The 23,635-nt window shown below is 71.9% G+C and carries 15 protein-coding genes; 11 read left to right on the top strand and 4 right to left on the bottom strand.

Features of this window, described 5'->3' with window-relative positions; genetic code table 11:
* Positions 1-142 precede the first annotated feature (142 nt).
* The 4 genes from ACZ53K_RS37290 to ACZ53K_RS37275 all read left to right on the top strand — a co-directional run bounded on the left by ACZ53K_RS37290 (position 143) and on the right by ACZ53K_RS37275 (position 4,872).
* Positions 143-2,710, top strand: coding sequence for a DUF4118 domain-containing protein (locus tag ACZ53K_RS37290; protein WP_468845949.1), 2,568 nt, complete (start codon positions 143-145; stop codon positions 2,708-2,710).
* Positions 2,711-2,834: 124 nt separating this feature from the next.
* Positions 2,835-3,518, top strand: coding sequence for a response regulator (locus ACZ53K_RS37285; protein ID WP_468845947.1), 684 nt, complete (start codon positions 2,835-2,837; stop codon positions 3,516-3,518).
* Between the two features lie 100 nt (positions 3,519-3,618).
* A complete protein-coding gene (locus ACZ53K_RS37280) occupies positions 3,619-4,017 on the top strand; it encodes an OB-fold nucleic acid binding domain-containing protein (RefSeq protein ID WP_073760467.1) in 399 nt (132 codons plus the stop codon).
* A 3-nt stretch (positions 4,018-4,020) separates the two neighbouring features.
* Positions 4,021-4,872 carry a DUF3159 domain-containing protein gene (locus ACZ53K_RS37275; RefSeq protein ID WP_468845944.1) on the top strand — a complete coding sequence of 284 codons (852 nt, stop codon included), beginning with the start codon at positions 4,021-4,023 and terminating at the stop codon, positions 4,870-4,872.
* 84 nt (positions 4,873-4,956) lie between these two features.
* Here the strand turns inward: ACZ53K_RS37275 and ACZ53K_RS37270 are convergent, their stop codons facing one another.
* Together ACZ53K_RS37270 and ACZ53K_RS37265 are read right to left on the bottom strand one after the other, a co-directional pair.
* Positions 4,957-5,625: a potassium channel family protein gene (locus ACZ53K_RS37270; RefSeq protein WP_030021240.1), complete on the bottom strand. Its 669-nt coding sequence runs from the start codon at positions 5,623-5,625 to the stop codon at positions 4,957-4,959.
* Entirely contained in the window at positions 5,622-6,290 is a 669-nt protein-coding gene (locus tag ACZ53K_RS37265) for a potassium channel family protein (protein ID WP_398174995.1), read from the bottom strand. Before ACZ53K_RS37265 ends, ACZ53K_RS37270 begins: the two co-directional genes overlap by 4 nt.
* A gap of 380 nt (positions 6,291-6,670) precedes the next feature.
* Here ACZ53K_RS37265 and ACZ53K_RS37260 point away from each other — a divergent pair, with 380 nt between their 5' ends.
* The 7 genes from ACZ53K_RS37260 (at position 6,671) to ACZ53K_RS37230 (ending at position 21,796) form a co-directional block, all read left to right on the top strand.
* Positions 6,671-8,698, top strand: a complete 2,028-nt coding sequence (locus ACZ53K_RS37260) for an NAD-binding protein (RefSeq protein ID WP_468845990.1) — start codon at positions 6,671-6,673, stop codon at positions 8,696-8,698.
* 114 nt (positions 8,699-8,812) lie between these two features.
* The gene (locus tag ACZ53K_RS37255) at positions 8,813-9,904 is read left to right on the top strand and encodes a PucR family transcriptional regulator (RefSeq protein ID WP_468845941.1); all 1,092 of its coding nucleotides are present in this window, start codon (positions 8,813-8,815) and stop codon (positions 9,902-9,904) included.
* 189 nt (positions 9,905-10,093) lie between these two features.
* Positions 10,094-10,696, top strand: a complete 603-nt coding sequence (locus ACZ53K_RS37250) for a hypothetical protein (RefSeq protein WP_468845939.1) — start codon at positions 10,094-10,096, stop codon at positions 10,694-10,696.
* Between the two features lie 95 nt (positions 10,697-10,791).
* On the top strand, positions 10,792-12,801 hold the full coding sequence (locus ACZ53K_RS37245; protein WP_468845938.1) for a flotillin family protein: 2,010 nt from the start codon (positions 10,792-10,794) through the stop codon (positions 12,799-12,801).
* A 224-nt stretch (positions 12,802-13,025) separates the two neighbouring features.
* Positions 13,026-18,008 carry a DNA repair ATPase gene (locus ACZ53K_RS37240; protein WP_468845935.1) on the top strand — a complete coding sequence of 1,661 codons (4,983 nt, stop codon included), beginning with the start codon at positions 13,026-13,028 and terminating at the stop codon, positions 18,006-18,008.
* Positions 18,009-18,279: 271 nt separating this feature from the next.
* Positions 18,280-20,331: an APC family permease gene (locus tag ACZ53K_RS37235; RefSeq protein ID WP_468845933.1), complete on the top strand. Its 2,052-nt coding sequence runs from the start codon at positions 18,280-18,282 to the stop codon at positions 20,329-20,331.
* 136 nt (positions 20,332-20,467) lie between these two features.
* Positions 20,468-21,796 carry a class I SAM-dependent RNA methyltransferase gene (locus ACZ53K_RS37230; RefSeq protein WP_468845931.1) on the top strand — a complete coding sequence of 443 codons (1,329 nt, stop codon included), beginning with the start codon at positions 20,468-20,470 and terminating at the stop codon, positions 21,794-21,796.
* A gap of 476 nt (positions 21,797-22,272) precedes the next feature.
* Here ACZ53K_RS37230 and ACZ53K_RS37225 read toward each other — a convergent pair whose 3' ends face one another.
* Both ACZ53K_RS37225 and ACZ53K_RS37220 read right to left on the bottom strand, forming a co-directional pair.
* Positions 22,273-23,070: a transposase gene (locus ACZ53K_RS37225; protein WP_468845928.1), complete on the bottom strand. Its 798-nt coding sequence runs from the start codon at positions 23,068-23,070 to the stop codon at positions 22,273-22,275.
* A gap of 404 nt (positions 23,071-23,474) precedes the next feature.
* Positions 23,475-23,624: a hypothetical protein gene (locus ACZ53K_RS37220; protein ID WP_468845925.1), complete on the bottom strand. Its 150-nt coding sequence runs from the start codon at positions 23,622-23,624 to the stop codon at positions 23,475-23,477.
* Between the last annotated feature and the right edge of the window lie 11 nt (positions 23,625-23,635).

Here is a 23,635-nt window from a genome sequence, read left to right as displayed (position 1 = left end):
GGCCGTCCCCGTACCCCGTATCAGAGTCCCGTAAAGACCTGCCCCGAAGCCGTCACCTGCGGCTTTTGTGAGGGTGTGGGGTCGGTAGGGTCGGCTCAGGTCCAGCCCGGTGGGGGCGGCCTTCACGTAAGACAATGGGGCCATGGCACGCGGCAAGCTACGGATCTATCTCGGCGCTGCACCGGGCGTCGGCAAGACGTACTCGATGCTGTCCGAGGCGCACCGGAGGGTGGAGCGCGGTACGGACGTCGTGGTGGCGTTCGTCGAGCACCACGGCCGGCCCCGTACGGAGGTCATGCTCCACGGTCTGGAGCAGACCGGGCGTGCGGAGCTGGAGTACCGGGGCTCGGCCTTCACCGAGATGGACGTGGACGCGGTGCTGCGCCGTGATCCGGCCGTGGCGCTGGTCGACGAGCTGGCGCACACGAATGTGCCCGGCTCGCGCAACACCAAGCGCTGGCAGGACGTCGAGGAGCTGCTGGAGGCCGGGATCGACGTGATCTCGACGGTCAACATCCAGCACCTCGAATCGCTCGGTGACGTCGTCGAGTCGATAACGGGTGTGCGGCAGCGGGAGACCGTACCGGACGAGATCGTCCGCCGGGCGGACCAGATCGAGCTGGTCGACATGTCGCCCGAGGCGATCCGGCGCCGGATGGCGCACGGCAACATCTACAAGCCGGACAAGGTGGACGCCGCCCTGTCGAATTACTTCCGGCCGGGCAATCTGACCGCACTGCGGGAGCTCGCGTTGTTGTGGGTGGCCGACCGGGTGGACGAATATCTCCAGCAGTACCGCTCCGAGCACAGCGTGTCCAAGATCTGGGCGGGGCGGGAGCGCATCGTCGTCGGTCTCACCGGCGGCCCCGAGGGGCGGACGCTCATCCGTCGCGCCTCCCGGATGGCGGCCAAGGGGTCGGGCAGCGAGGTCCTCGCCGTCTACATCGCACGCAGCGACGGGCTGACGTCCGCCTCGCCCAAGGAACTCGCGGTGCAGCGCACCCTTGTCGAGGACCTCGGCGGGACGTTCCACCACGTCATCGGCGATGACATACCGAACGCGCTGCTGGAGTTCGCCCGCGGGGTCAACGCCACCCAGATCGTGCTGGGCTCCAGCCGCCGCAAGACCTGGCAGTACATCTTCGGGCCGGGCGTGGGCGCCACCGTCGCCCGGGACTCCGGGTCCGACCTCGACGTCCATATCGTCACGCACGACGAGGTCGCCAAGGGGCGCGGCCTGCCGGTGGCGCGCGGCGCCCGGCTCGGGCGGACCCGGATCATCGCCGGCTGGCTGGTCGGCGTCGTCGCGCCGGTGCTGCTGTCGTTGCTGCTCACCGCCATCGACAACGGCCCGGGGCTGGCCAACGACGTCCTGCTCTTCCTCTTCCTGACCGTCGCCGCCGCACTGCTCGGCGGGCTGATGCCGGCGCTCGCCGCGGCCGCCGTCGGCTCGGTGCTGCTGAATTTCTACTTCACCCCGCCCACCCACTCGATCACCATCGCCGATCCCAAGAACATCGTCGCCATCCTGATCTTCTTCGCGGTCGGCGTCTCGGTCGCCTCCGTCGTCGACCTGGCGGCCCGCCGTACCCACCAGGCGGCGCGGCTGCGCGCCGAGTCGGAGATCCTCTCCTTCCTGGCGGGCAGTGTGCTGCGCGGTGAGACGACGCTGGACGCGCTGCTGGAACGGGTACGGGAGACGTTCGGCATGGACTCGGTCGCGCTGCTGGAGCGGGCCGGCGACGTCGAGCCGTGGACCTGCGCGGGCCGCGTCGGCGGCACCGGGGACGGCGCTCCGGAGGCCAGGCCGCTGCAGCGGCCCGAGGACGCGGATGTGGACATGCCGGTCGGCGACCACATGGCGCTGGCGCTGACCGGCCGGGTGCTGCCCGCCGAGGACCGCCGGGTGCTGGCCGCCTTCGCCGCGCAGGCCGCCGTCGTACTGGACCGCCAGCGGCTGGTCGGCGAGGCCGAGCGGGCCCGTGAGCTGGCCGAGGGCAACCGTATCCGTACGGCACTGCTGGCCGCCGTCAGCCACGATCTGCGGACGCCGCTGGCGAGCATCAAGGCGTCGGTGACCTCGCTGCGCTCCGACGACGTCGCCTGGTCCGAGGAGGACGAGGCGGAGCTGCTGGAGGGCATCGAGGCGGGCGCCGACCGGCTGGACCACCTGGTGGGCAACCTGCTGGACATGTCCCGCCTGCAGACCGGTACGGTCACCCCGCTGATCCGTGAGATCGACCTGGACGAGGTGGTGCCGATGGCGCTCGGCGGCGTCCCCGAGGGCAGCGTCACCCTGGACATTCCCGAGGAGCTGCCGATCGTCGCCGTGGACCCGGGGCTGCTGGAGCGTTCCGTCGCCAATCTGGTGGAGAACGGCGTCAAGTACAGCCCGGAGGGTGAGCGCGTCCTGGTCTCCGCCAGCGCTCTCGGCGACCGCGTCGAGCTGCGGATCGCGGACCGCGGCCCCGGCGTGCCGGACAGCGCCAAGGACCGCATATTCGAGCCCTTCCAGCGGTACGGGGACGCCCCGCGCGGCGCGGGCGTGGGCCTGGGCCTCGCCGTCGCCCGGGGCTTCGCCGAGGCGATGGGCGGCACGCTCGCCGCCGAGGACACCCCCGGCGGCGGCATGACCATGGTGCTCACGCTGTGTGCCGCGCCCGGCGGGCCGCCGGTGCGGCCCGATCTCCCGGCCCAGGCGACGACGTGAGCGCGCGTCCCGCCGCCCTGGGAGCGGCCCCGCGCGGGACGCCGCCCGGCCCCCTGGAGCCGCCTTCCAGCCGACACCCCGCGGGCGCGGCCCGGCGGGTTTCCCCACCACGAGGAGAACGACAGTGAACCGGGTGCTTGTGGTCGATGACGAGCCGCAGATCGTACGGGCCCTCGTGATCAACCTGAAGGCGCGCAAGTACGAGGTCGACGCCGCCCCCGACGGGGCCACCGCCCTCAAGCTGGCCGCGGCCCGCCACCCCGACGTGATCGTCCTGGACCTCGGGCTGCCCGACATGGACGGCGTGGAGGTGATCAAGGGGCTGCGCGGCTGGACCCGGGTGCCGATCCTGGTGCTCTCCGCCCGGCAGACCTCCGACGAGAAGGTCGAGGCGCTGGACGCCGGGGCGGACGACTATGTCACCAAGCCGTTCGGGATGGACGAGCTGCTGGCCCGGCTGCGGGCCGCGGTGCGCCGTGCGGAGCCGACCGGGCCCACCGAGGACGAGGTGGTCGTGGAGACCGACGGCTTCACCGTCGATCTCGCCGCCAAGAAGGTCAACCGGGACGGCCGGGACGTACGCCTTACGCCGACCGAGTGGCATCTGCTGGAAGTCCTGGTCCGCAATACGGGACGTCTCGTCAGTCAGAAGCAGCTCCTCCAGGAGGTCTGGGGGCCCTCGTACGGCACCGAGACCAACTACCTGCGGGTCTACATGGCACAGCTGCGCCGCAAACTGGAGAGCGATCCCTCGCACCCCCGGCACTTCGTCACCGAGCCCGGTATGGGCTACCGCTTCGAGCAGTGAGAGCCCGGCGCCCGCTCCGGCCGCCGCCCCGGGGCAACCGGGCGGTGCGGCGTCGTGCGCGGCCGTGATCCAGGGCCCCGGGCACCGGTACGCTGGCCTCATGAGCGCTGGGACCCGATCCGAGAAGCCGGCAGGCCGTTTCCGCCGGATGCTCGACAGGCTGTCCTCCTCCGAGGAGGAGCTGGAGTCCGCCGAGCTGCAGCAGGATGCGCAGAACACGGGCTGCACCCGCATCTGCGACTGCGACGACCGGCAGATAGTCAAGGTCACCGGCACCCTGCGGCATGTGACGCTGCGGCCGCGCGCTGGTGTGCCCGCCCTGGAGGCGGAACTGTTCGACGGCTCCGCCGCACTGGACGTGGTGTGGCTCGGCCGGCGTGCCATCACCGGCATAGAGCCGGGCCGCAAGCTCATCGCCTCGGGCCGGATCTCCATGAGCCATGGACGCCGGGTGCTGTTCAATCCGAAATACGAACTCCGACCACTCGGACAGGAGTAGCCGGTGACGTCTGACGACCGACCGAACCGAACCACCGGACCGGCCCACGGGCCGGCCCAGGAGCAGGACGCCGCGCCGGACGGCAGAGCCGTCACCGAAGCCGCCCTGTTCGAGGCCTTCGGCGGCGTGCGCGGCATGGTCGAGACCGTGCTGCCCGGCCTGCTGTTCGTCACGATCTACACGGTCAACAAGGACCTGCACAGCTCCGCGATCGCCGCGCTCGCGGTCTCGCTGGTGCTGGCCGTGGCCCGCCTGGTGCGCAAGGACACCGTCAAGCACGCCTTCGGCGGCGTCTTCGGGGTGGCCTTCGGTGTGGTCTTCGCGATGATGACCGGCAACGCCAAGGACTTCTACCTGCCCGGGATGCTCTACACCCTGGGCCTGGCGGTCGCCTACATCGTCACCACGCTGGCCGGCGCGCCGCTGATCGGTCTGATCCTGGGGCCGGTGTTCAAGGAGAACCTCTCCTGGCGCACCCGCAATCCGGGCCGCAAGAAGGCGTACGCCAAGGCCAGCTACGCCTGGGGCGCGATCCTGCTCGCCAAGTGCGCGATCCTCTTCCCGCTGTACTGGTGGGCGGACACCACGCATCTGGGCTGGGTGCTGATCGCGCTGAAGATCCCGCCGTTCCTGCTGGCGGTCTGGCTGACCTGGCTGTTCCTGGCCAAGGCGCCGGCGCCCATCGACGTCTTCGCGGAGATGGAGGCCAAGGAGAAGGCGGAGGAAGAGGCGAAGGCCGCGCGAGAGGGCGAGAACGGCGTCCTGGACGGGGTGGCCGGCGACCTCGCCAAGGACATCACGCCGCAGGCACTGGCCGCCGAGCAGCGCGACCGGACGCCGCAGCACCGCCGCTGACGCCGGACCGTACGCACGCCGAAGGGCCCGGGAACCGCTTGGTTCCCGGGCCCTTCGCCGTCAGGTGGTGTCACCCGCCCGCGGTCACGCCTCGCGGCGTACCGACAGCAGGTCCTCCAGCTGCTCCTCGCGCGACTGGGCGGCGACGAACAGCAGCTCGTCCCCGGCCTCCAGCGCGTCCTCCTTGTTGGGGGTGAGCACCCGGTTGCCGCGGATGATCGTGACCAGGGAGGTGTCCTCCGGCCACTCGACGTCCCCGACCCGGGTGCCGGCCAGCGCCGCCTCCGGGGGCAGCGTCAGCTCGACGAGGTTGGCGTCGCCGTGGCTGAAGCGCAGCAGCCGTACGAGATCGCCGACGCTCACCGCCTCCTCGACCAGGGCCGACATCAGGCGCGGGGTGGAGACGGCGACATCCACGCCCCAGGCCTCGTTGAACAGCCACTCGTTCTTGGGGTTGTTCACGCGGGCCACCACCCGCGGCACGCCGTACTCGGTCTTGGCGAGCAGCGAGACGACGAGGTTGACCTTGTCGTCGCCGGTCGCCGCGATGACGACGTTGCAGCGCTGCAGCGCGGCCTCGTCCAGCGAGGTGATCTCGCAGGCGTCGGCCAGCAGCCACTCCGCCAGCGGCACCCGCTCGACCGAGATCGCCGTCGGCGCCTTGTCGATGAGCAGGATTTCGTGCCCGTTCTCCAGCAGCTCGCCCGCGATGGACCGGCCCACCGCGCCCGCGCCCGCGATCGCGACCCTCATGCGTGCGCCTCCTCGGGCCCTTCGGCGAACACCGCTTCCACCTTCTCGACCTCGTCGGTCCGCATCATCACGTGGACCAGGTCGCCTTCCTGCAGCACGGTCTGCGAGGTCGGCAGCATCGCCTCACCCAGCCGGGTGAGGAAGGCGACGCGTACGCCGGTCTCCTCCTGCAGCCTGCTGATCTTGTGGCCCACCCAGGACGGCGAGGTGTGCACCTCGGCGAGCTGGACGCCGCCGCTCGGGTCGCGCCACAGCGGCTCGGCCCCGGAGGGCAGCAGCCGGCGCAGCATCTGGTCGGCGGTCCAGCGCACGGTGGCGACCGTCGGGATGCCCAGGCGCTGGTAGACCTCGGCGCGGCGCGGGTCGTAGATCCGGGCCGCGACGTTCTCCACGCCGAACATCTCGCGGGCCACCCGGGCCGCGATGATGTTGGAGTTGTCGCCGCTGCTGACGGCGGCGAAGGCGCCCGCCTCCTCGATTCCGGCTTCGCGCAGGGTGTCCTGGTCGAAGCCGACCCCGGTGACCCGGCGGCCGCCGAAGCCGGAGCCCAGACGGCGGAAGGCGGTCGGGTCCTGGTCGACCACCGCGATCGTATGACCCTGGCTCTCCAGGGTCTGTGCGAGCGCGGAACCCACCCGCCCGCACCCCATGATGACGATGTGCATCGGCCCCTACCTCGCACCTTTCCCTGTGCTGTGACGCCGGCTGCTTCGACCTGGCGTGTTCGGCGACCACGCTACCTGGCGTGGGGACCGCTGCATCCACGCAGTTCGCCCGCACGGCCGTCCCGGGCGTTAAGAACGCGACAAGAGAGCATAAGGGGAGGGTAAGTTTCCTTGCGGTACGGCCGGGAATCTGGTCGCCTCTCAAGAGGCGGGGTGTTGTGTGGCGGGCGCGCCCGGCCCGTCCCGGACCGGCCCCCTTCGCCCTGGTCCGCGGCCGGCGACCGGCCGTGGCCGGGTGCGCCGGGCCCGCTCCGTGCGGCACGCTGAGCACCGTGTCCACCGTGCCTCAGCAGCCCCAACAGGGCCCGCCCGCCCCACATATGGTCGTCTGTGGCGACGACGCCCTCGCGCGTCGCCTCGCCGCTGAACTCAAGGACGTCTACCGGGAGCGGGTGACGCTCGTCATCCCCTCCGCCAGAGAACCGCACCGCCCCCGCATCCCGCCGCCGGCCGGCGCCCTGGGGCGGGCCCAGGCCCTGCTGGGGCGGGTCTCGGCCGCCATGGTGCGTACGCCGACCGGCACGCCCGACGCGCCCGGCGCCGAAACCGGGGGTGCCGAGGAGCCGCCCGACGAGCCCATACGGGTCCTGGAGGCGGCGGAGGCCGACGACGACACGCTGGCCGAGGCCGGGATCGGCGCGGCGGGCGCGCTCGCGCTGGTGTACGACGATGACGAGACCAACATCCACGCCGCGCTGCGTGCCCGGCGGCTCAATCCGCGGCTGCGGCTGGTGATCCGGCTCTACAACCGCAAACTCGGCCAGTATCTGGAACAGTTGCTGGACCAGGCGGCGGCGGTCGGCGCACCGGACGCCGAGGGGGCCGACGCGTCCACCACGGTCCTGTCCGACGCCGACACCGTGGCGCCGGCGCTGGCGGCCACCGCCGTGGCGGGCACCAGCAAGGTCATCGAGGCCGACGGGCTGCTGCTGCGCGCCGTGGAGCGCGGCGCCGCCCGGCAGGGCCCGGCCGCCGCCTCCGGACTGTGCCCGCTCGCCGTCCTGTCGGCGACGGCGGACGTGGCCGCGGATTCCCCGGACGCGCCGGGCGGGGACGGACCGTCCGCCGACGACGGACCCGACCTCCTCCCCGACGAGGCCACCGCGGCGGCCGCCGCCGGGCGCGGCACCGTCGTCCTGGAGACCATCACCTACCAGGGCCGCCAGTCGCGCCCCGGCAGCCGGAACGACCGGGGACGCACGCAGCGGCGCGGCGGCGCGGGCGTCCGGTGGGGGCTGGGCAGTCTGCGCGGCCGGGGCGTGCCGCTGGGCTCCTTCTTCTCCCGCAGGCTGCGCTGGTCACTGGCCGGCGTCGTCGGTGCCGTCCTCGCGCTGGCCGTCGCCTCCTCCCTGACCACCGGCGACTCCCCGCTGCACGCGATGTACCTCTCGCTCCTCGACCTCTTCGCCATCAACGAACCGGCCATCGGCGAGCCGGTCTCGCGCAAGGTGCTGCAACTGCTGTCCGGTCTCACCGGTTTGCTGCTGCTGCCCGTCCTGGTGGCCGCCGCGCTGGAAGGGCTGGGCACCTTCCGTAATGCCACCGCGCTGCGCCGTCCGCCGCGTGGGCTGTCCGGGCACGTCGTGCTGCTGGGGCTCGGGAAGGTCGGTACGCGCGTACTGACCCAGCTGCATGAGCTGGGCACCCCGGTGGTGTGTGTGGAAGCGGACCCCGAAGCGCGCGGCATCGCACTGGCGCGTCGGCTGCGAGTGCCGACCGTGGTGGGGGACGTCACCCACGAAGGCGTACTGGAAGCCGCGAAAATCCAGCGCGCGCACGCCCTGCTCGCCCTGACCAGCGACGACACCACCAATCTGGAAGCGGCCCTCTACGCCCGCTCGGTCAAGCCCCAGCTGCGGGTGACACTGCGCCTGTTCGACGACCGCTTCGCCACCGCCGTCTACCGCACGCTGCGGGCCGCCCATCCCCGCGCGCGGACCCGCAGCCGCAGCGTCAGCTTCCTGGCCGCGCCCGCCTTCGCCGGAGCGATGATGGGCCGCCAGATCATCGGCGCCATCCCCGTCGAGCGGCGGGTCCTGCTCGTCGCCCGGGTCGAGGTGCGCGGCCACGCCGCCCTGGAGGGCCACACGATCGCCGACGTGTTCCGGCCCGGCCTGCTGCGCGTGCTGGCCGTGGACACCTCAGCGCCCGACGGCCCGCCGGACGCCGCGCCCGGCCCTGCACAGGAGGCGCCGGAACGCGGCCGCGCCCGGCTCGTACAGGAGCTGGGGGATGGGTACGCACTGCGGCCCCAGGACCGTGTCCTGCTCGTGGCCACCCGGGAGGGGCTGGGCGGGCTGGTCTCCCGGCACGCGCGCACGGCGGGGGCGGTCCGGCAGGAGGCGTAGGGCGCCCGGCCCGCGCTTTCCGGGGCGCCGGGTCCGGCAGGATGGACGGTGCCCCGAGAGCCGGGGCGGTGCACGGCGCGGTGGCAGGGAGTACGGACGGTGAAGGACGGCGGGATGTCCCCGGAGTATCTGGAGGGGTACGCCACCCTCCTCGCCGAGGTGTCCGACACCGGGCGGCTGCCCCGGCGCGCGGAGCTGGACGCGCTGCGGGAACTGGGGGAGCGGGCCGCCGAGTCGGGGCACGGGCTGCGGGAACTGGTCGGCCTCTTCCTGGGGGAGACACGCCGGGTGTGGGGCACGCTGCCCGGGGTGGCGCGGGCCGCAGGCGCGGCGGAGCGGGCCCGTACCGGTGACGCCGTGCTGGGCGCGGTGGACGCCGCCATCGCCGCGTTCGGCGAAGGGCACGAGCGTGCGCAGCGGCTCGCCGTACGCCAGGAGGAGGCCGCCCGGCGGGAGTTCGTCGACGACCTGCTGTACGGGCGCAGTGATCTGGGGCGGCTGGCCGAGCGGGCGGAACGCTTCGGGCTGCGGCTCGCCCACGAGCACGCCGTCGCGGTCGCCGAGGGCGACGAGCCGTTCGACGACATCCATCCGGTCGCCCGCCGGGTCGAACGCGAACTGCTCGGCCGGTTCGGCGACCGCGACGTACTGATCACCACCAAGGAGGGCCGGCTGGTCTGCGTCGGCGCGAGCCGCGAACGTACGGTGCTGGACGCCTTCGCCACGTACGCGCGCTGGCCCGACGTGGGCCGGCCCGGCGCGCGGCGGGTCGCCATCGGCCGGGTGCACTCCGGCGCGGGCGGGGTGGTGCACTCGTACGAGGAGGCGCTGGGCGCGCTGGAACTGGCCGAGCAGCTGGAGCTGGACGAACCGGTGCTGCGCGCCGCCGACCTGCTGGTCTTTCCGGTACTGCTGCGCGACCGTGCCGCCATGGCCGATCTCGTCCGTTCCGTCCTCGGGCCGCTGACCCAGTCGCGCGGCGGCGCCGGGCCGCTGCTGGAGACGATCGGGGCGCTCGCGGCGTCCGGGTACGTGAACGCCGAGGCCGCCCGCCGCCTGAAGGTGAGTGTGCGCACCCTGTCGTACCGCCTGGCGCGCATCAAGTTCCTGACCGGTTACGACCCGGCGGACGGCCTGCAGCGCTTCACGCTGGAGACGGCGGCGATGGGCGCGCGGCTGCTGGGCTGGCCGGACAAGCCGCTGTAGGACGCGGAAAGGGTGGAATCCGGCCGGTTCCCCTACCGTCCGGCCACCCTTGGAAGCAAGACCGTGTCCCGTTAACAGGTGATTAGGAACGCATAAAGATTGCCGGGATCCGGCAATGTGCGACTCCCTGCGGCCCTGCCACGATCTGGGAACCGGCAGAAACACACGCGAACGGGGGGACGGACAGCCATGGGTGACCTTGGAGCGTTCACACGAGCCGCACTCGCCTTCCCGGCCGTGTTCTTCACCTTCGCGCTGCTGGTGGTGGCCGCGTACTGGCTGCTGGTGCTGATCGGCGGGGCAGGCGTCGACATCCTCGACGGGGGTGAGGGTGTCGACGGCGGCTCCGCCGGCACCGCCGGACTGCCCGTGACGGTCACCCTCTCGCTCGGCGTGCTGATCGCCTGGGCCGTGTCCCTGGCCGCTGCCGCGCTGACCGGGAACGTACCGCTGCGCGCCGCCGCACTGGCGCTCGCGCTGTGCGCGGCCTGGGCCGGCACCCGCGTCGCGACGCGCCTGGCCCGCCGCCTGCTGCCTCCTGAACGGGTCGCCTCCCGCGACGACTTCGTCGGCCGGGTGTGCGTCATCCGCACCGGCCGGGTCTCGTCCGGCTTCGGCCAGGCCGAGGTACGGGCCGACGACGGCTCCACGGCCATCGTCCAGGTCCGTACGGAGGAGACCGGCCTCGCCGCCGGCAGCAGTGCGCTGATCTTCGACTACGACGCCGAAGGCGAGTTCTTCCGGGTCGCGCCCTTCGACGCCGCCCTGGACCCGTACGGCACGGGCGCCTGAGCGCCGAACGACCACCGACCGGAGCGCGCCGCGCCCGCCGCGTGCGCCGCCGCGCCCGTCGAACTCCCCGACACACCGCAGGGACTGATGTACCGATGGATGCCATCACCGTAGGAATCGGCGTGACCGTCGCCGTGGCCGTACTGATCGTGCTCGTCACGGTCCTCGCCCTCACCCGCCTCTACCGCAAGGTCCACCAGGGCCAGGCGCTGATCGTCTCCAAGTACCGCAAGGTCGATGTGACCTTCACCGGCTCGGTGGTGCTGCCGGTGCTGCACAAGGCCGAGGTGATGGACATCTCGGTGAAGACCATCGAGATCGGCCGTACCGGCCACGAGGGCCTGATCTGCCGGGACAACATCCGCGCCGACATCCGCATCGCGTTCTTCGTACGGGTCAACAAGACCCGCGAGGACGTGGTCAAGGTCGCCCAGGCCATCGGCACCGAGCGCGCCAGCGACGTCGGCACGCTCCAGGAACTCTTCAACGCCAAGTTCTCCGAAGCTCTCAAGACCGTCGGCAAGCAGCTGGACTTCCAGGATCTCTACACCAAGCGCGACGAGTTCCGGGACCGGATCATCGCCGTCATCGGCACCGACCTCAACGGCTACAGCCTGGAGGATGCGGCGATCGACTACCTGGAGCAGACACCGCTGGAGCAGCTCGACTCCGCCAACATCCTCGACGCCCAGGGCATCCGCAAGATCACCGAGCTGACCGCGATCGAGCACGTCCGCACCAACGAGTACCGGCGCCACGAGGAGAAGGAGATCACCCGGCAGAACGTCGACGCCCGGGAAGCCGTCCTGGAGCTGGAGCGCCGGCAGGCCGACGCGGAGATCCGCCAGCAGCGCGAGATCGCCACCGTACGCGCCAAGGAAGAGGCCGAGACGGCCCGCGTCCAGGCCGAGGAGCGGCTGCGCTCGCACTCCGCGCACCTGAAGACCGAGGAGGCGCTCGGCATTCAGAACGAAAACCGCGAACGCGAGGTCGCGGTGGCGCAGAAGAACCGCGAACGCGTCATCGCCATCGAGAACGAGCGCATCGAGAAGGACCGCCTCCTGGAGGTCATCGCCCGCGAACGGGAGACCCAGCTGACGAGGATCGCCGCCGACAAGGAGGTCGAGGCCGAGAAGCGGGAGATCGCGGACGTCGTACGGGAGCGGATCGCGGTCGAGAAGACCGTCGCCGCCCAGGAGGAGGAGATCAAGAAACTCCGTACCGTCGAGGAGGCGGAGCGCGAGCGGCAGTCGCTGGTCATCCGCGCCGAGGCCGAGGCGCAGCAGCGGCTGGTCAAGGACATCAAGGCGGCCGAGGCCGCCGAGCAGGCCGCGGCCCACCGCGCCGCCGAGGCGCTGACGCTGGCCGAGGGCCGGCGCAAGGCCGCCGACCTGGACGCCCAGGCCAAGATCCGGCTCGCCGAGGGCACCCAGGCCGAGGCGGCGGCCGCCGGACTGGCCGAGGTGAAGGTACGGGAGAGGAACGCGGCGGCCGTCGAGAAGGCCGGCCGGGCCGAGGCGGAGGCGGCCGAGGCGCTGCTCAAGGCCGAGGCGGCCGGACTCACCGAGAAGGCTGCGGCGATGGCGGCGCTGGACGCGGCGAGCCGGGAGCACGAGGAGTACCGGCTGCGCGTCGCGGCCGACAAGGAGGTCCGCCTCGCGGGCCTGGACACCCAGCGGCAGATCGCCGAGGTGCAGGCGAAGGTGCTGGCCACCGGCCTGGAGAACGCGAAGATCGACATCGTCGGCGGGGAGAGCGTCTTCTTCGACCGGCTGGCCGGCTCGATCGGCGCGGCCAAGGGGCTGGACGCCCTGGTCGAGCGCTCCGAGACGGTCCGTACGGCCGCCGGCCCCTGGCTGGACAAGAACGGGTCCACCTTCACCAAGGACCTGACCACGATGCTCGGCGGACTCGGCGCGGCCGGGCTGCGCGACCTGACCCTGGCCGGAGCCCTGACCAAGCTCATCGACCGGGGCGGCCCGCAGTCCGGGCAGCTCCAGAGCCTGCTGGACGCCGCGCACGCCAACGGCCTCGCGGACACCCGGATCGCCGAGGCGGTCACGGGACCGTCCCCGGCCAACGGCGCGGCGGTGGCGGCGAAGTAGCCGCCGCCCGGGGCGGGTCGGGTCGCGGGGGAGTGCTTCCGGGGGATGCACTCGCCACCGCGTCCCGACCCGCGGCGGGGACAACGGTTGCCTACGGGACGGACCCAGCCCGTACGCAGCCACGACACAGAAGTGACCACTGGTGGACGGCGAGCGCGCGCAGGCGGGCGCGGGGCCGGGCGGGCCGGGAAATGGTCCGCGCGCAGGGACAGGAGAGGCATCTCGTGCAGAACGACCTCGTGACGGAGACCGGTGGCCGGGACGGACACGGCCCCGACGGCACGCCGCAGCAGGACACCGCGCACGGCACGGAACTCGCCGACGGTACGTACGAGCTGCTGCGCGACCGCCTCGCCGGTGCCGCCGCCGACCTCGCCGACCGGGCCCGTACCCTCAACGCCCGCCGCGTCGACACCTTCGGCGGCACGGAACTCGCCCTGCTCGGCACCGACGGCCTGCACACCGCCGACGCCGCCGTGATCCGGGACATCGCGCAGGTCGGCGGGCTGCTGCTGACCGGCCGCAACGGCCGCCCAGAGCCCGGCGCGCCCGCGACCACCGTCCCCGACGTCTTCACCCTGTACCGCCTCCACGCCACCGGCGACGCCGTACGCCTGGAACCGGCGGAGCCCGGCACCCTGCCCGGCCTTCTCGACGACCCCCGCTTCCAGCGGGACTTCGAGGAGCTGTACCGCTACTACCGCCAGGCCCGGCTGCTGCGGCTGTACCGCACCGGCGCCCTGCTGCTCGCCGTCTTCCGTACCGGCGAACGGCTCGACGACATCCGCGTACTGCGCTGGAAGATCACCACGTCGGGGGACGGCGCGCCCGTCTACCTCGACGCCAAGGGCGAACGCGACCACACCGCCCCGCCCTCCCACGACTTCACCTGGACCCCGGCCATCCGCGAGGACCACGTACCCGGCCGCTGCCCGCTCCTGTCCGTCCAGGGCGAGGTCTTCCTCTCGACCGCCGGCGGCTCGCTCACCCTGAGAGCCGAGGCCGACACCGAGACGGACGACGAAGGCCTCTACTCGGAGCCGGTGGACGAGCCCCTGCAGTCCCTCGCCGACGCCGAGGTCGCCCACGCCCGCGTCGGGCCGCTGGTCCTGCTGCGCGTCCGCCCGTACAACGAGACCGCCGACCGCTACCTGGTCTTCAACACCCGCACCCGCGACGTACGCCGGATCGACGCGATCGGGCAGGCGTGCCGGGCCCTTCCCGAGGACCAGGGCATCGTCTTCCCCGGCGGCCACTACCTCACCAACGGCACCGCAAGGACCTTCGACACCGACACCACCGGCCTCGCTTTCGACCGCGAACACCGCTCCCCGAACGGTGAGGACGTCCTCTACGCGTTCCACGACCGCGCCGAAGGCCGCACCCTGCTCCTCCCGTACAACATCGTCCGCGAGGAGGCCGCCACCCCGCTGACCGCGTACGGCCACGCACTCCTCGACGACGGCACCCTGGCCGTACTGCGCGGCTCCCGCGAGCCGGCCCGCGTCCACCCCGTCCAGGTCTGGCGCACCCCCTTCACCTCCGACGCGTACACCGCCGCACAGCCGGCCGCGGGCGGCCCGCTGGCCCGGATCGGCAACGCCGAGCTGGTACGCGGCGTGTCCGACGCGCTCTCGGTCGCCCGGATGGCCACCGACATGGCCCCGGCCGGCCCGGTGTTCGAGGCCATCGCCGCCGCGGCCGCCCGGGTCGCGGACCGCCACCACTGGCTCGGCGAAACCGCACTCGGCGCGCTCGGCGAGCCGCTGGAAGCCGTACGGGCCGCCGCTGTACAGGTCGTCGAGGAGTTCGCGCGCGTCACCGAACTGCGCCGCCAGGCCGCCACCGCACTGGAGGAGGCAGCGGACCGCACCACCGCCCTGATCCGGCGGGTCCGCGGCGAACAGCCCGCGAACGCCGACGCCTGGGTACGCAACCTCACCGCCCTCCGCCACGCCCAAGGCCGCCTGGAAACCCTGCGGGAAACCCGGCACATCGACCCGGACCGTCTCGCGGAACTCTCCGCGGACGTCGCCGACGCCCTGGCCGCCGCCGGACGCCGGGCCATCGCCTTCCTCAGCGGCGAGGACGCCTTCACCGCCACTCACCGCGCCGTCGCGGAGCTGACCGACGAAGCCGCCGCGGTGGCCACCGCCGCGGACGCCGAACCGCTCGCCGCGCGCATCGACGAACAGGCCGAAGGACTGCGCGTCGTCACCGAGATCGCCGGCACCCTCGACCTCGCGGACACGACCGTACGGACCGCCATCCTGACCCGCGCCGGAGAAGTGCTCGGCGCCGTCAACCGCGCCCGCGCCACCCTGGACACCCGGCGCCGCGACCTGCTCGACGCAGAGGGACGCGAGGAGTTCGCGGCCCAGTTCGCGCTGCTCGGACAGGCCGTCTCGGGCGCACTGGCCGCGGCCGGAACCCCCGAGGAATGCGACGACGAACTCGGCCGCCTGCTCCTGCAACTGGAAAACCTCGAAGCGCGCTTCGGCACGTCCGACGCCCACCTGGAGCGGATCACCGCCCAGCGCGAGGAGATCCACGACGCGTTCTCCGCACGCAAACAGGCCCAGCTCGACGCGCGCGCCCGGCACACCGAACAGCTCACCGGATCCGCCGAACGCGTCCTCGCCACCGTCGTCCGCAGGGCCGCCGCCCTCACCACCCCCGACGAACTCAACGCCTTCTTCGCCGCCGACCCGCTCGTCACCAAGGTGCACGCCACCACCGGCGAACTGCGCGACCTCGGCGACGGCGTACGCGCCGACGAACTCGACGGACGCCTGCGCGCCGCACGCCAGGAAGCCGCCCGCGCCCTGCGCGACCGCACCGACCTCTACGACACCACCGGCACCATCCGGCTCGGCCGCCACCGCTTCGCCGTCAACACCCAGCCCGTCGACCTCACCCTGGTCCCGCACGGCGACCACCTCGCGTACGCCGTCACCGGCACCGACTACCGCGCGCCCGTCCACGACGCACGGCTGCTGGCCCACCGCGCCTTCTGGGACCAGCCGCTGGTCTCCGAATCGCCGCAGGTCTACCGGGCGGAGCACCTGGCGGCGCTGATCCTGGCGGGGGCCGAGGAAGGCGCGGGCACACGGAGTGCCGACGCGCCGATTCCGGGCCTCGCCGCGCTCCGGGAGGCGGCCGCCACCGACACGCTCCTCCCGCTCGTCCGCCAGGTGGCCGAGACCCGTTACGACGAGGGGTACGACCGGGGCGTCCACGACCACGACGCCGCCGCGATCCTCGCCGCACTCCTCCGCCTGCACACCGCCGCCGGACCGCTCCGCTACCCGTCGCACCTGCGCGCGGCCGCACAGCTCTTCTGGGCGTACGGCACCGACGACCGCACCCGCGCGCTGTGGACCACCCGCGCCCACTCCCTGGCGCGCGCCCGGTCGGCCTTCGGGCCACCGGCGGCGTGGGGCGCGCTCGCCGCGGAGCTGGGCGGGGCGGCGTACGAATTCCTCCGGGAGGCGGGCGTGGAACTCGCCGGAGAGACGGCCGGCCCGTCGTCGCCCCTCGGCGACTACCTGATGGCCGAGCTGGCCGAACCGTCCGGGCTGACCGAACCGGCCGCCGATCGCCCCCGCTTCGCCACCAGCGCCGCCGCCCGCGACCTGCTGGCCGGATTCCGGGAGGCCCTCGGCGGGCCGGACGCGCCCGCGGTCAAGGAACTCGCCGAAGACCTGCGCGCCCTCGACGGGGACCTGGCCGCCCGCCACCAGCTCGTCACCGCCTGGCTCGGCGCGTACGCCGAGGCGCGCGGCACCGCGCCGGACGCGCTGCCCGAAGCCGTCGCGATCGAGGTGTGCGGCCCGGCCCTGGGCCGCCGGGAGCTGACCGCGCCCACTGGCGACGCCGTACGCGGCCTGCTCGGCAGCCACCCGCGGATCGCCGCGGGCGGCACCCTGCCCGTACGGCTGGACGAGCTGCTCGCCCGGACCGAGGCGTTCCGCCGCGTCCGCGTTCCGGCGCACCGCGCCTACACCCACCGCCGCGCCGAGCTCCTCACCGCCGAACGCGACCGGCTCCGCCTGGACGCGTACCGCCCCCGGGTCATGTCCGGCTTCGTCCGCAACGGTCTCATCGACGAGGTCTACCTGCCGCTGATCGGCGACAACTTCGCCAAACAGCTGGGCACGAGTACGGGGCCGGGCGCCGCGGGGGAGCAGCGCCGTACCGACAGCCAGGGCCTGCTCCTGCTGCTGTCGCCGCCGGGCTACGGCAAGACGACACTCATGGAGTACGTGGCGGCCCGCCTCGGCCTCCTCCTGGTGAAGGTGGACGGCCCGGCCCTCGGCCACCGCACCACCTCCCTGGACCCGGCCGCCGCCCCCGACGCCGCCGCCCGCCGTGAGGTCGAGAAGATCTCCTTCGCGCTGGAGGCGGGCAGCAACGTCCTCCTCCACCTCGACGACATCCAGCACACCTCGCCCGAGCTGCTCCAGAAGTTCATCCCGCTGTGCGACGCCCAGCGGCGGATGGACGGCGTACGGGACGGCGAGGCTCGCACGTACGACCTGCGCGGCAAGCGCTTCGCGGTGTGCATGGCGGGCAACCCGTACACCGAGTCGGGCCGGCGCTTCCGGCTGCCGGACATGCTCGCCAACCGCGCGGACGTGTGGAACCTCGGCGACGTCCTCAGCGGCAAGGAGGCCCTGTTCGCCCACTCGCACATCGAGAACGCGCTGCCGGCCAACCCGGTCCTCGCCCCGCTCGCCGCCCGCGACCGCGCCGACCTCGGGCTGCTGGTCCGGATGGCGGAGGGCGACGACTCCGTACGCGCCGACCGGCTCGCCCACCCCTACGGCACGGCCGAGCTGCGCGAGATCGTCTCCGTACTGCGCGGACTGCTCCAGGTGCGCGAGGTGGCGCTGACCGTCAACCGCGCGTACATCGCCTCCGCCGCACAGGCGGACGCGACCCGCACCGAGCCGCCGTTCCTCCTCCAGGGGTCGTACCGCAACACCAACAAGATGACGGCGCGCCTCATCCCCGTGATGAACGACACCGAGCTGGCGTCGCTCGTCGACGATCACTACCGCGGCGAGGCACAGACCCTCACCACCGGTGCCGAGGCCAACCTCCTGAAGCTGGCCGAGCTGCGCGGCCGCCTCGGCCCCGGGCAGGCGCGGCGCTGGGCCGAAGTGAAAGAGATGTGGAGATCGCGGCCGGCCGGGACGGCGTGAACCGGTGTCGGTCACCCGGCCCGTTAAGAAACCGTAGAAATCCCGGGGCGCCGGACGCCGCTCTTTGCGAAGTCATGGAAAACCCGCGGCGTTAAGAAGGCGTAGGGAAGAAGAAGGAGCCGGGGAGCGTCGGCCCGTGTTGTGCAGGGACGATGAAAGCGCTGGTGGCCACAGCGCCCCCGGAATTCGGTCCGGGCATACGGACCCATCGCCGCCGCCCGCTCGGGTGGCGGGTGGGCGACCACCTTGACGAAGGCTTAGCATCCTCTGCGTGTCCAAACTGACCGACGTGCCCAAACGGATCCTTATCGGGCGCGCACTGCGCAGCGACAAGCTCGGCGAGACCCTTCTCCCCAAGCGCATCGCGCTCCCCGTGTTCGCCTCCGACCCGCTGTCGTCCGTGGCCTATGCCCCGGGCGAGGTACTGCTCGTCCTGTCCGTCGCGGGCGTGTCGGCGTACCACTTCAGCCCCTGGATCGCGCTCGCGGTCGTGGTGCTGATGTTCACGGTCGTGGCGTCCTACCGGCAGAATGTGCACGCCTACCCGAGCGGCGGCGGTGACTACGAGGTCGCCAACACCAATCTCGGACCCAAGGCCGGCCTCACCGTCGCCAGCGCCCTGCTGGTCGACTACGTCCTGACCGTCGCCGTCTCCATCTCCTCCGGAGTGGAGAATCTGGGCTCGGCGATCCCGTTCGTCACCGAACACAAGACGCTCTGCGCCATCGTCATGATCGCGCTGCTGACGGTGATGAACCTGCGCGGCGTCAAGGAGTCGGGCAAGCTCTTCGCGATCCCGACGTACATCTTCGTCGCCGGCGTCTTCATCATGATCATCTGGGGTGTGGTGCGCGGCGCGGTCATGGGCGACACCATGAAGGCGCCCACCGCCGACTTCACCATCCACGCCGAACAGGGCGGCCTCGCCGGCTTCGCCCTCGTCTTCCTCCTGCTGCGCGCCTTCTCCTCCGGCTGTGCCGCGCTCACCGGCGTCGAGGCGATCTCCAACGGCGTCCCCGCCTTCCGCAAGCCCAAGTCGAAGAACGCCGCCACCACCCTGGCGCTGATGGGCGGCCTGGCCGTCACCATGTTCTGCGGCATCATCGGCCTGGCCATGGCCACCGACGTGAAAATGGCGGAGACCCCGGCCAAGGACCTGCTGCACAACGGCGTCCCGGTCGGCTCCGGCTACGTCCAGAACCCGGTCATCTCGCAGGTCGCCGCCGCGGTCTTCGGCGACGGCACGTTCTTCTTCGTGGTGCTCGCCGCCGCCACCGCCCTGGTCCTCTTCCTCGCCGCGAACACCGCGTACAACGGCTTCCCGCTGCTCGGCTCGATCCTCGCCCAGGACCGCTACCTGCCGCGCCAGCTGCACACCCGCGGCGACCGGCTGGCCTTCTCCAACGGCATCGTGCTGCTGGCCGGCGCGGCCATGATCCTCGTCTACCTCTACGGCGCGGACTCCACCCGCCTGATCCAGCTCTACATCGTCGGCGTCTTCGTCTCCTTCACGCTCAGCCAGATCGGCATGGTCCGGCACTGGAACCGACACCTGCTGGCCGAGAAGGACCCGGCCAAGCGCCGCCGGATGCACCGCTCGCGGGCGATCAACGCCTTCGGCGCCTCCCTCACCGGCCTGGTGCTCGTCGTCGTCCTGCTGACGAAGTTCAGCCACGGCGCGTGGGTCGCCGTCCTCGGCATGGTCATCTTCTACGCCACCATGAGCGCGATCCGCCGCCACTACGACCGGGTCGCCGAGGAGATCGCCGCCGAGGACGTACCGGGTGACGAGGCGGTCCGCCCGTCCCGCGTCCACTCGATCGTCCTCGTCTCCAAGGTCCACAAGCCCACTCTCCGAGCCCTCAGCTACGCCAAGCTGATGCGCTCGGGCACCCTCGAAGCGGTCAGCGTCGACGTGGACCCCGCCGAGACCAAGGCCCTCAAGGCCGAGTGGGAACGCCGCAACCTCGACGTACCCCTGAAGGTCCTGGCCTCCCCTTACCGTGAGATCACCCGCCCCATCATCGATTACGTCAAATCCCTGCGCCGCGAGAGCCCGCGCGACGCCGTCTCCGTCTACATCCCCGAGTACGTCGTAGGCCACTGGTACGAACACCTCCTCCACAACCAGAGCGCCCTGCGCCTCAAGGGCCGCCTGCTCTTCACGCCCGGCGTGATGGTGACCTCGGTCCCGTGGCAGCTCGACTCCTCCGAAGCCGCCAAGAAGCGCGCCCGCAAGCGCGCCGAATGGAACGCGCCGGGCGCGGTGCGCCGCGGCCCGGTCGCCCAGCCGAAGAAGGAAAAGGCGGCCACGCGGAAGTAAGCGGACCTCCGGGAGCTCGGCCGGGCCCGGCCCGCCACCCGGCGGGTTCGGGCCCGGCCGCTTTGCCCCGTAGACTTGCAGGTCGGCATCCGCCGTCCCGCCCTCTTCCACGTCCCACCCCAGGAGCCCTCCCACCATGCAGACAGAACCCAAGAAGTCGCTGGTAGGCGAGGAGTACGAGGTCGAGGTCGGCCCCGTCGCGCACGGCGGCCACTGCATCGCCCGAACGGACGAAGGCCAGGTCCTCTTCGTACGGCACACCCTCCCCGGCGAACGCGTCATCGCCCGAGTCACCGACGGAGACGAGGGCGACCGGTTCCTCCGCACCGACGCCGTCGAGATCCTCACCCCCTCCAAGGACCGCGTCGAGGCCCCCTGCCCCTTCTCCGGCCCCGGCAAGTGCGGCGGCTGCGACTGGCAGCACGCCGCCCCCGGCGCCCAGCGCCGCCTCAAGGCCGAAGTGATCACCGAACAGCTGTCCCGCCTGGCCGGCCTCACCCCCGAGGAAGCCCGCTGGGACGGCACCGTCGAACCGGCCCCCGGCGACAAGGTCCCCAAGGGCGAGGTCCCGGCCTGGCGCACCCGAGTCCAGTACGCCACCGACCCCGAGGGGCGCGTGGGCCTGCGCAAACACCGCTCCCACGACATCCAGCCCATCGACCACTGCCTGATCGCGGCACCGGGCGTCTCCGAACTCGGCATCGAAAAGCGCGACTGGCCCCAGATCGCCACCGTCGAGGCCATCGCCGCCACCGGCTCCAACGACCGCCAGGTCGTCCTGACCCCCCGCCCCGGCGGCCGCCTCCCCATCGTCGAACTCGACCAGCCCGTCTCGGTCCTCCGCGTCCACGAGAAGGACGGCGGCGTGCACCGCGTCCACGGCCGCCCCTTCGTCCGCGAACGCGCCGCCGACCGCACCTGGCGCGTCGGCAACGGCGGCTTCTGGCAGGTCCACCCCAAGGCCGCCGACCTCCTGGTCGAGGCCGTCATGCAGGGCCTGATGCCGAAGAAGGGCGACATGGCCCTCGACCTCTACTGCGGCGTCGGCCTCTTCGCGGGGGCACTGGCCGACCGCGTCGGCGAAAAGGGCGCCGTCCTCGGCATCGAATCCAGCAAGCGCGCGGCAGAAGACGCCCGCCACAACCTCCAGGACCTCGACCGCGTCCGCATCGAACACGGCAAGGTCGAGCAGATTTTGCCGCGCACGGGAATCTCGGACGTGGATCTGATCGTCCTGGATCCTCCGCGCGCGGGCGCCGGCAAATCCACCGTCACCCACCTCGCTTCACTGGGAGCCCGCCGCATCGCTTACGTCGCGTGTGACCCGGCTGCCCTGGCCCGCGACGTGAAGTACTTCGCGGGGGAGGGATATGTGCCGCGGAGGATGCGGGCGTTTGATTTGTTTCCGGTTACGCATCATGTGGAGTGCGTTGTCATCCTCGAGAGGGCGGTAAAGGGCTCCTGACCTGCGATTTTGTGTGTGCGCATTATGTGCGGTGTGGGCGTTACGGGCGAAATCTTGACGCTGAAATGACGCTCGTGACGCTCATTTGACGCTCGTCCTGATTGGGCGTCAGGCTCTGCTTGCTGCTGGTCAGGCGGTCTGCCGACTGCGCGGACATGGCGGGTTGCCGGGAAAGGTGTGGATTCAGACAGCCTTGATGGTGTGGGCGACCTCGGCGGGTTCTGGCCGTACGCGGTCATTCGCGTTGGCTCGTCGCGTCGGGGGGACAGGCTGCCTCGTCACCGAGTCGACACCGCCAACACCGCGCGCGGCAGACGGTCGCTTTTGAACAGATGATCAGTACTCGGAAGTCAATCGGTTCATCCCCGGCCGTACAGAGTTGGGCTCCTCCACCAGCCGCCCGATCGGCAACCACGCCGGTTCTTCCCCGGCCGTGCGGGGTGCCGCATAGCTCATAGCTAACCCGCTGTGCGGGTTTAGTCAGTGACGAGTTGCGCGAAGCACAGTGGTGGAAGTCCGGTGCGCTGGCACAGCAGTACGGCGATGGTGTGGCTGAGGAGTTTGCGCTGCCAGTCCACACGTCGGCGCCTGCGGGTCAGGGCGTGTGGCAGGGGTGCGGCTGTGCGCGGCTTGCCGTGCGGTGGCGCGGGGAGATCCAGCCCGTGGGCGTGGAGCTGGGCGACCAGGGCCGATCCGCCGTAGGCGCTGTCGGCCAGGGCCCAGCCCTGCGCGCCGCGCAGCAGGTAGGGTGCCACCGCCTGGTCAGCAGTGCTTGCCGGGGTGAGCCTGCCGTCGACGATGACGCCGGGCCAGCAGATCCGCAGGTGGGCGCGTAATCCCAGGAAGGTCTGCTTGGCGGTCTCGTCGCGGCCGAAGGCGGCTACCTCGTGCAGGCGGCGGTAGCGGTAGGCGCGGCCGCAGCGGCAGATCGGGATGGGCGTACTGTCCAGGATGGACAGCAGCGGGTCACAGCCCACCTGTGCCAGCAGATGCAGGCGCAGCTCCGTCTTGACCCGCCACAGGTTCGCCGCCTGGCGCACGAACGTGGTGCGATGGATCCGACGCAGACCGGGAAACCACTCACTCCACCAGCGGCGGAAGTGGTCATACAGACCGGAATCGGTGTCGATGCCGAAGAACTCGCCGACGCACTCGATGGTCAGTACCTCGCTGTCAGCGAGTATCGGACGCGGGCCACGGCGGCGCAGCCGCCGGTCGTGCAGCCAGTCGTCGGCGAAGCAGAACACTTCGACGACGAAGGTCGTAGCATCCATGGCGAGACCCTCGTGCGAGCAGTGACAGCCAATCACCTGCAGCGTACGAGGGTCTCGCGCATGCTCACCCGAACCCGCACACCGGGTTAGCTACGTCGGACTTGGATCGGGTCATCCCCGGACGCACGGGGTGGCTGGCGGCGGCAACTTCGGAAAGGTGTGCTGCACCGGTTCATCCCTACACGCGCAGGGCGGACGCCGGGGATGGCGGTAGAAAGGTTTGGGGGACCGGTTCACCCCCGGACGTGCGAGGTGGCCATTGCCACGACGGGCGAGCACAAGGCCGAATCCGGTTCATCCCCGGACGTCTTTTGGAGGGCTCGCGCAAGGGAGGAGGGATCGGTTCATCCCCGGCCACGCGCGGCGGACGCAGACAAAGTCAGTAACGCCGCCAACTTGACGGTCTACCGTGAAGCTTCCGACGCCTGGCCAGGGCGGTCGGCCAGCACCGAACCGCCTTCGGCGAGACGCGGGACGGCGGAGATCAGCATGGCCGGGAGCTGTGGCAGGTCCTCGAAGACCTCGCCCTCCCGAACGGGCCGGGAGAAGCGCACCCCCCTGCGGG

It is taken from the genome of Streptomyces sp. NPDC033221 (genome assembly GCF_055577005.1).
This window is presented reverse-complemented; position numbering and strand designations above follow the sequence as displayed.

Coding starts and splice junctions, on each gene's coding strand:
- ACZ53K_RS37225 (WP_468845928.1), bottom strand. CDS start 23,070: ATGGATGCTACGACCTTCGTCGTCGAAGTGTTCTGCTTCGCCGACGAC.
- ACZ53K_RS37290 (WP_468845949.1), top strand. CDS start 143: ATGGCACGCGGCAAGCTACGGATCTATCTCGGCGCTGCACCGGGCGTC.
- ACZ53K_RS37255 (WP_468845941.1), top strand. CDS start 8,813: ATGTCCCCGGAGTATCTGGAGGGGTACGCCACCCTCCTCGCCGAGGTG.
- ACZ53K_RS37230 (WP_468845931.1), top strand. CDS start 20,468: ATGCAGACAGAACCCAAGAAGTCGCTGGTAGGCGAGGAGTACGAGGTC.
- ACZ53K_RS37265 (WP_398174995.1), bottom strand. CDS start 6,290: ATGCACATCGTCATCATGGGGTGCGGGCGGGTGGGTTCCGCGCTCGCA.
- ACZ53K_RS37280 (WP_073760467.1), top strand. CDS start 3,619: ATGAGCGCTGGGACCCGATCCGAGAAGCCGGCAGGCCGTTTCCGCCGG.
- ACZ53K_RS37245 (WP_468845938.1), top strand. CDS start 10,792: ATGGATGCCATCACCGTAGGAATCGGCGTGACCGTCGCCGTGGCCGTA.
- ACZ53K_RS37250 (WP_468845939.1), top strand. CDS start 10,094: ATGGGTGACCTTGGAGCGTTCACACGAGCCGCACTCGCCTTCCCGGCC.
- ACZ53K_RS37270 (WP_030021240.1), bottom strand. CDS start 5,625: ATGAGGGTCGCGATCGCGGGCGCGGGCGCGGTGGGCCGGTCCATCGCG.
- ACZ53K_RS37260 (WP_468845990.1), top strand. CDS start 6,671: ATGGTCGTCTGTGGCGACGACGCCCTCGCGCGTCGCCTCGCCGCTGAA.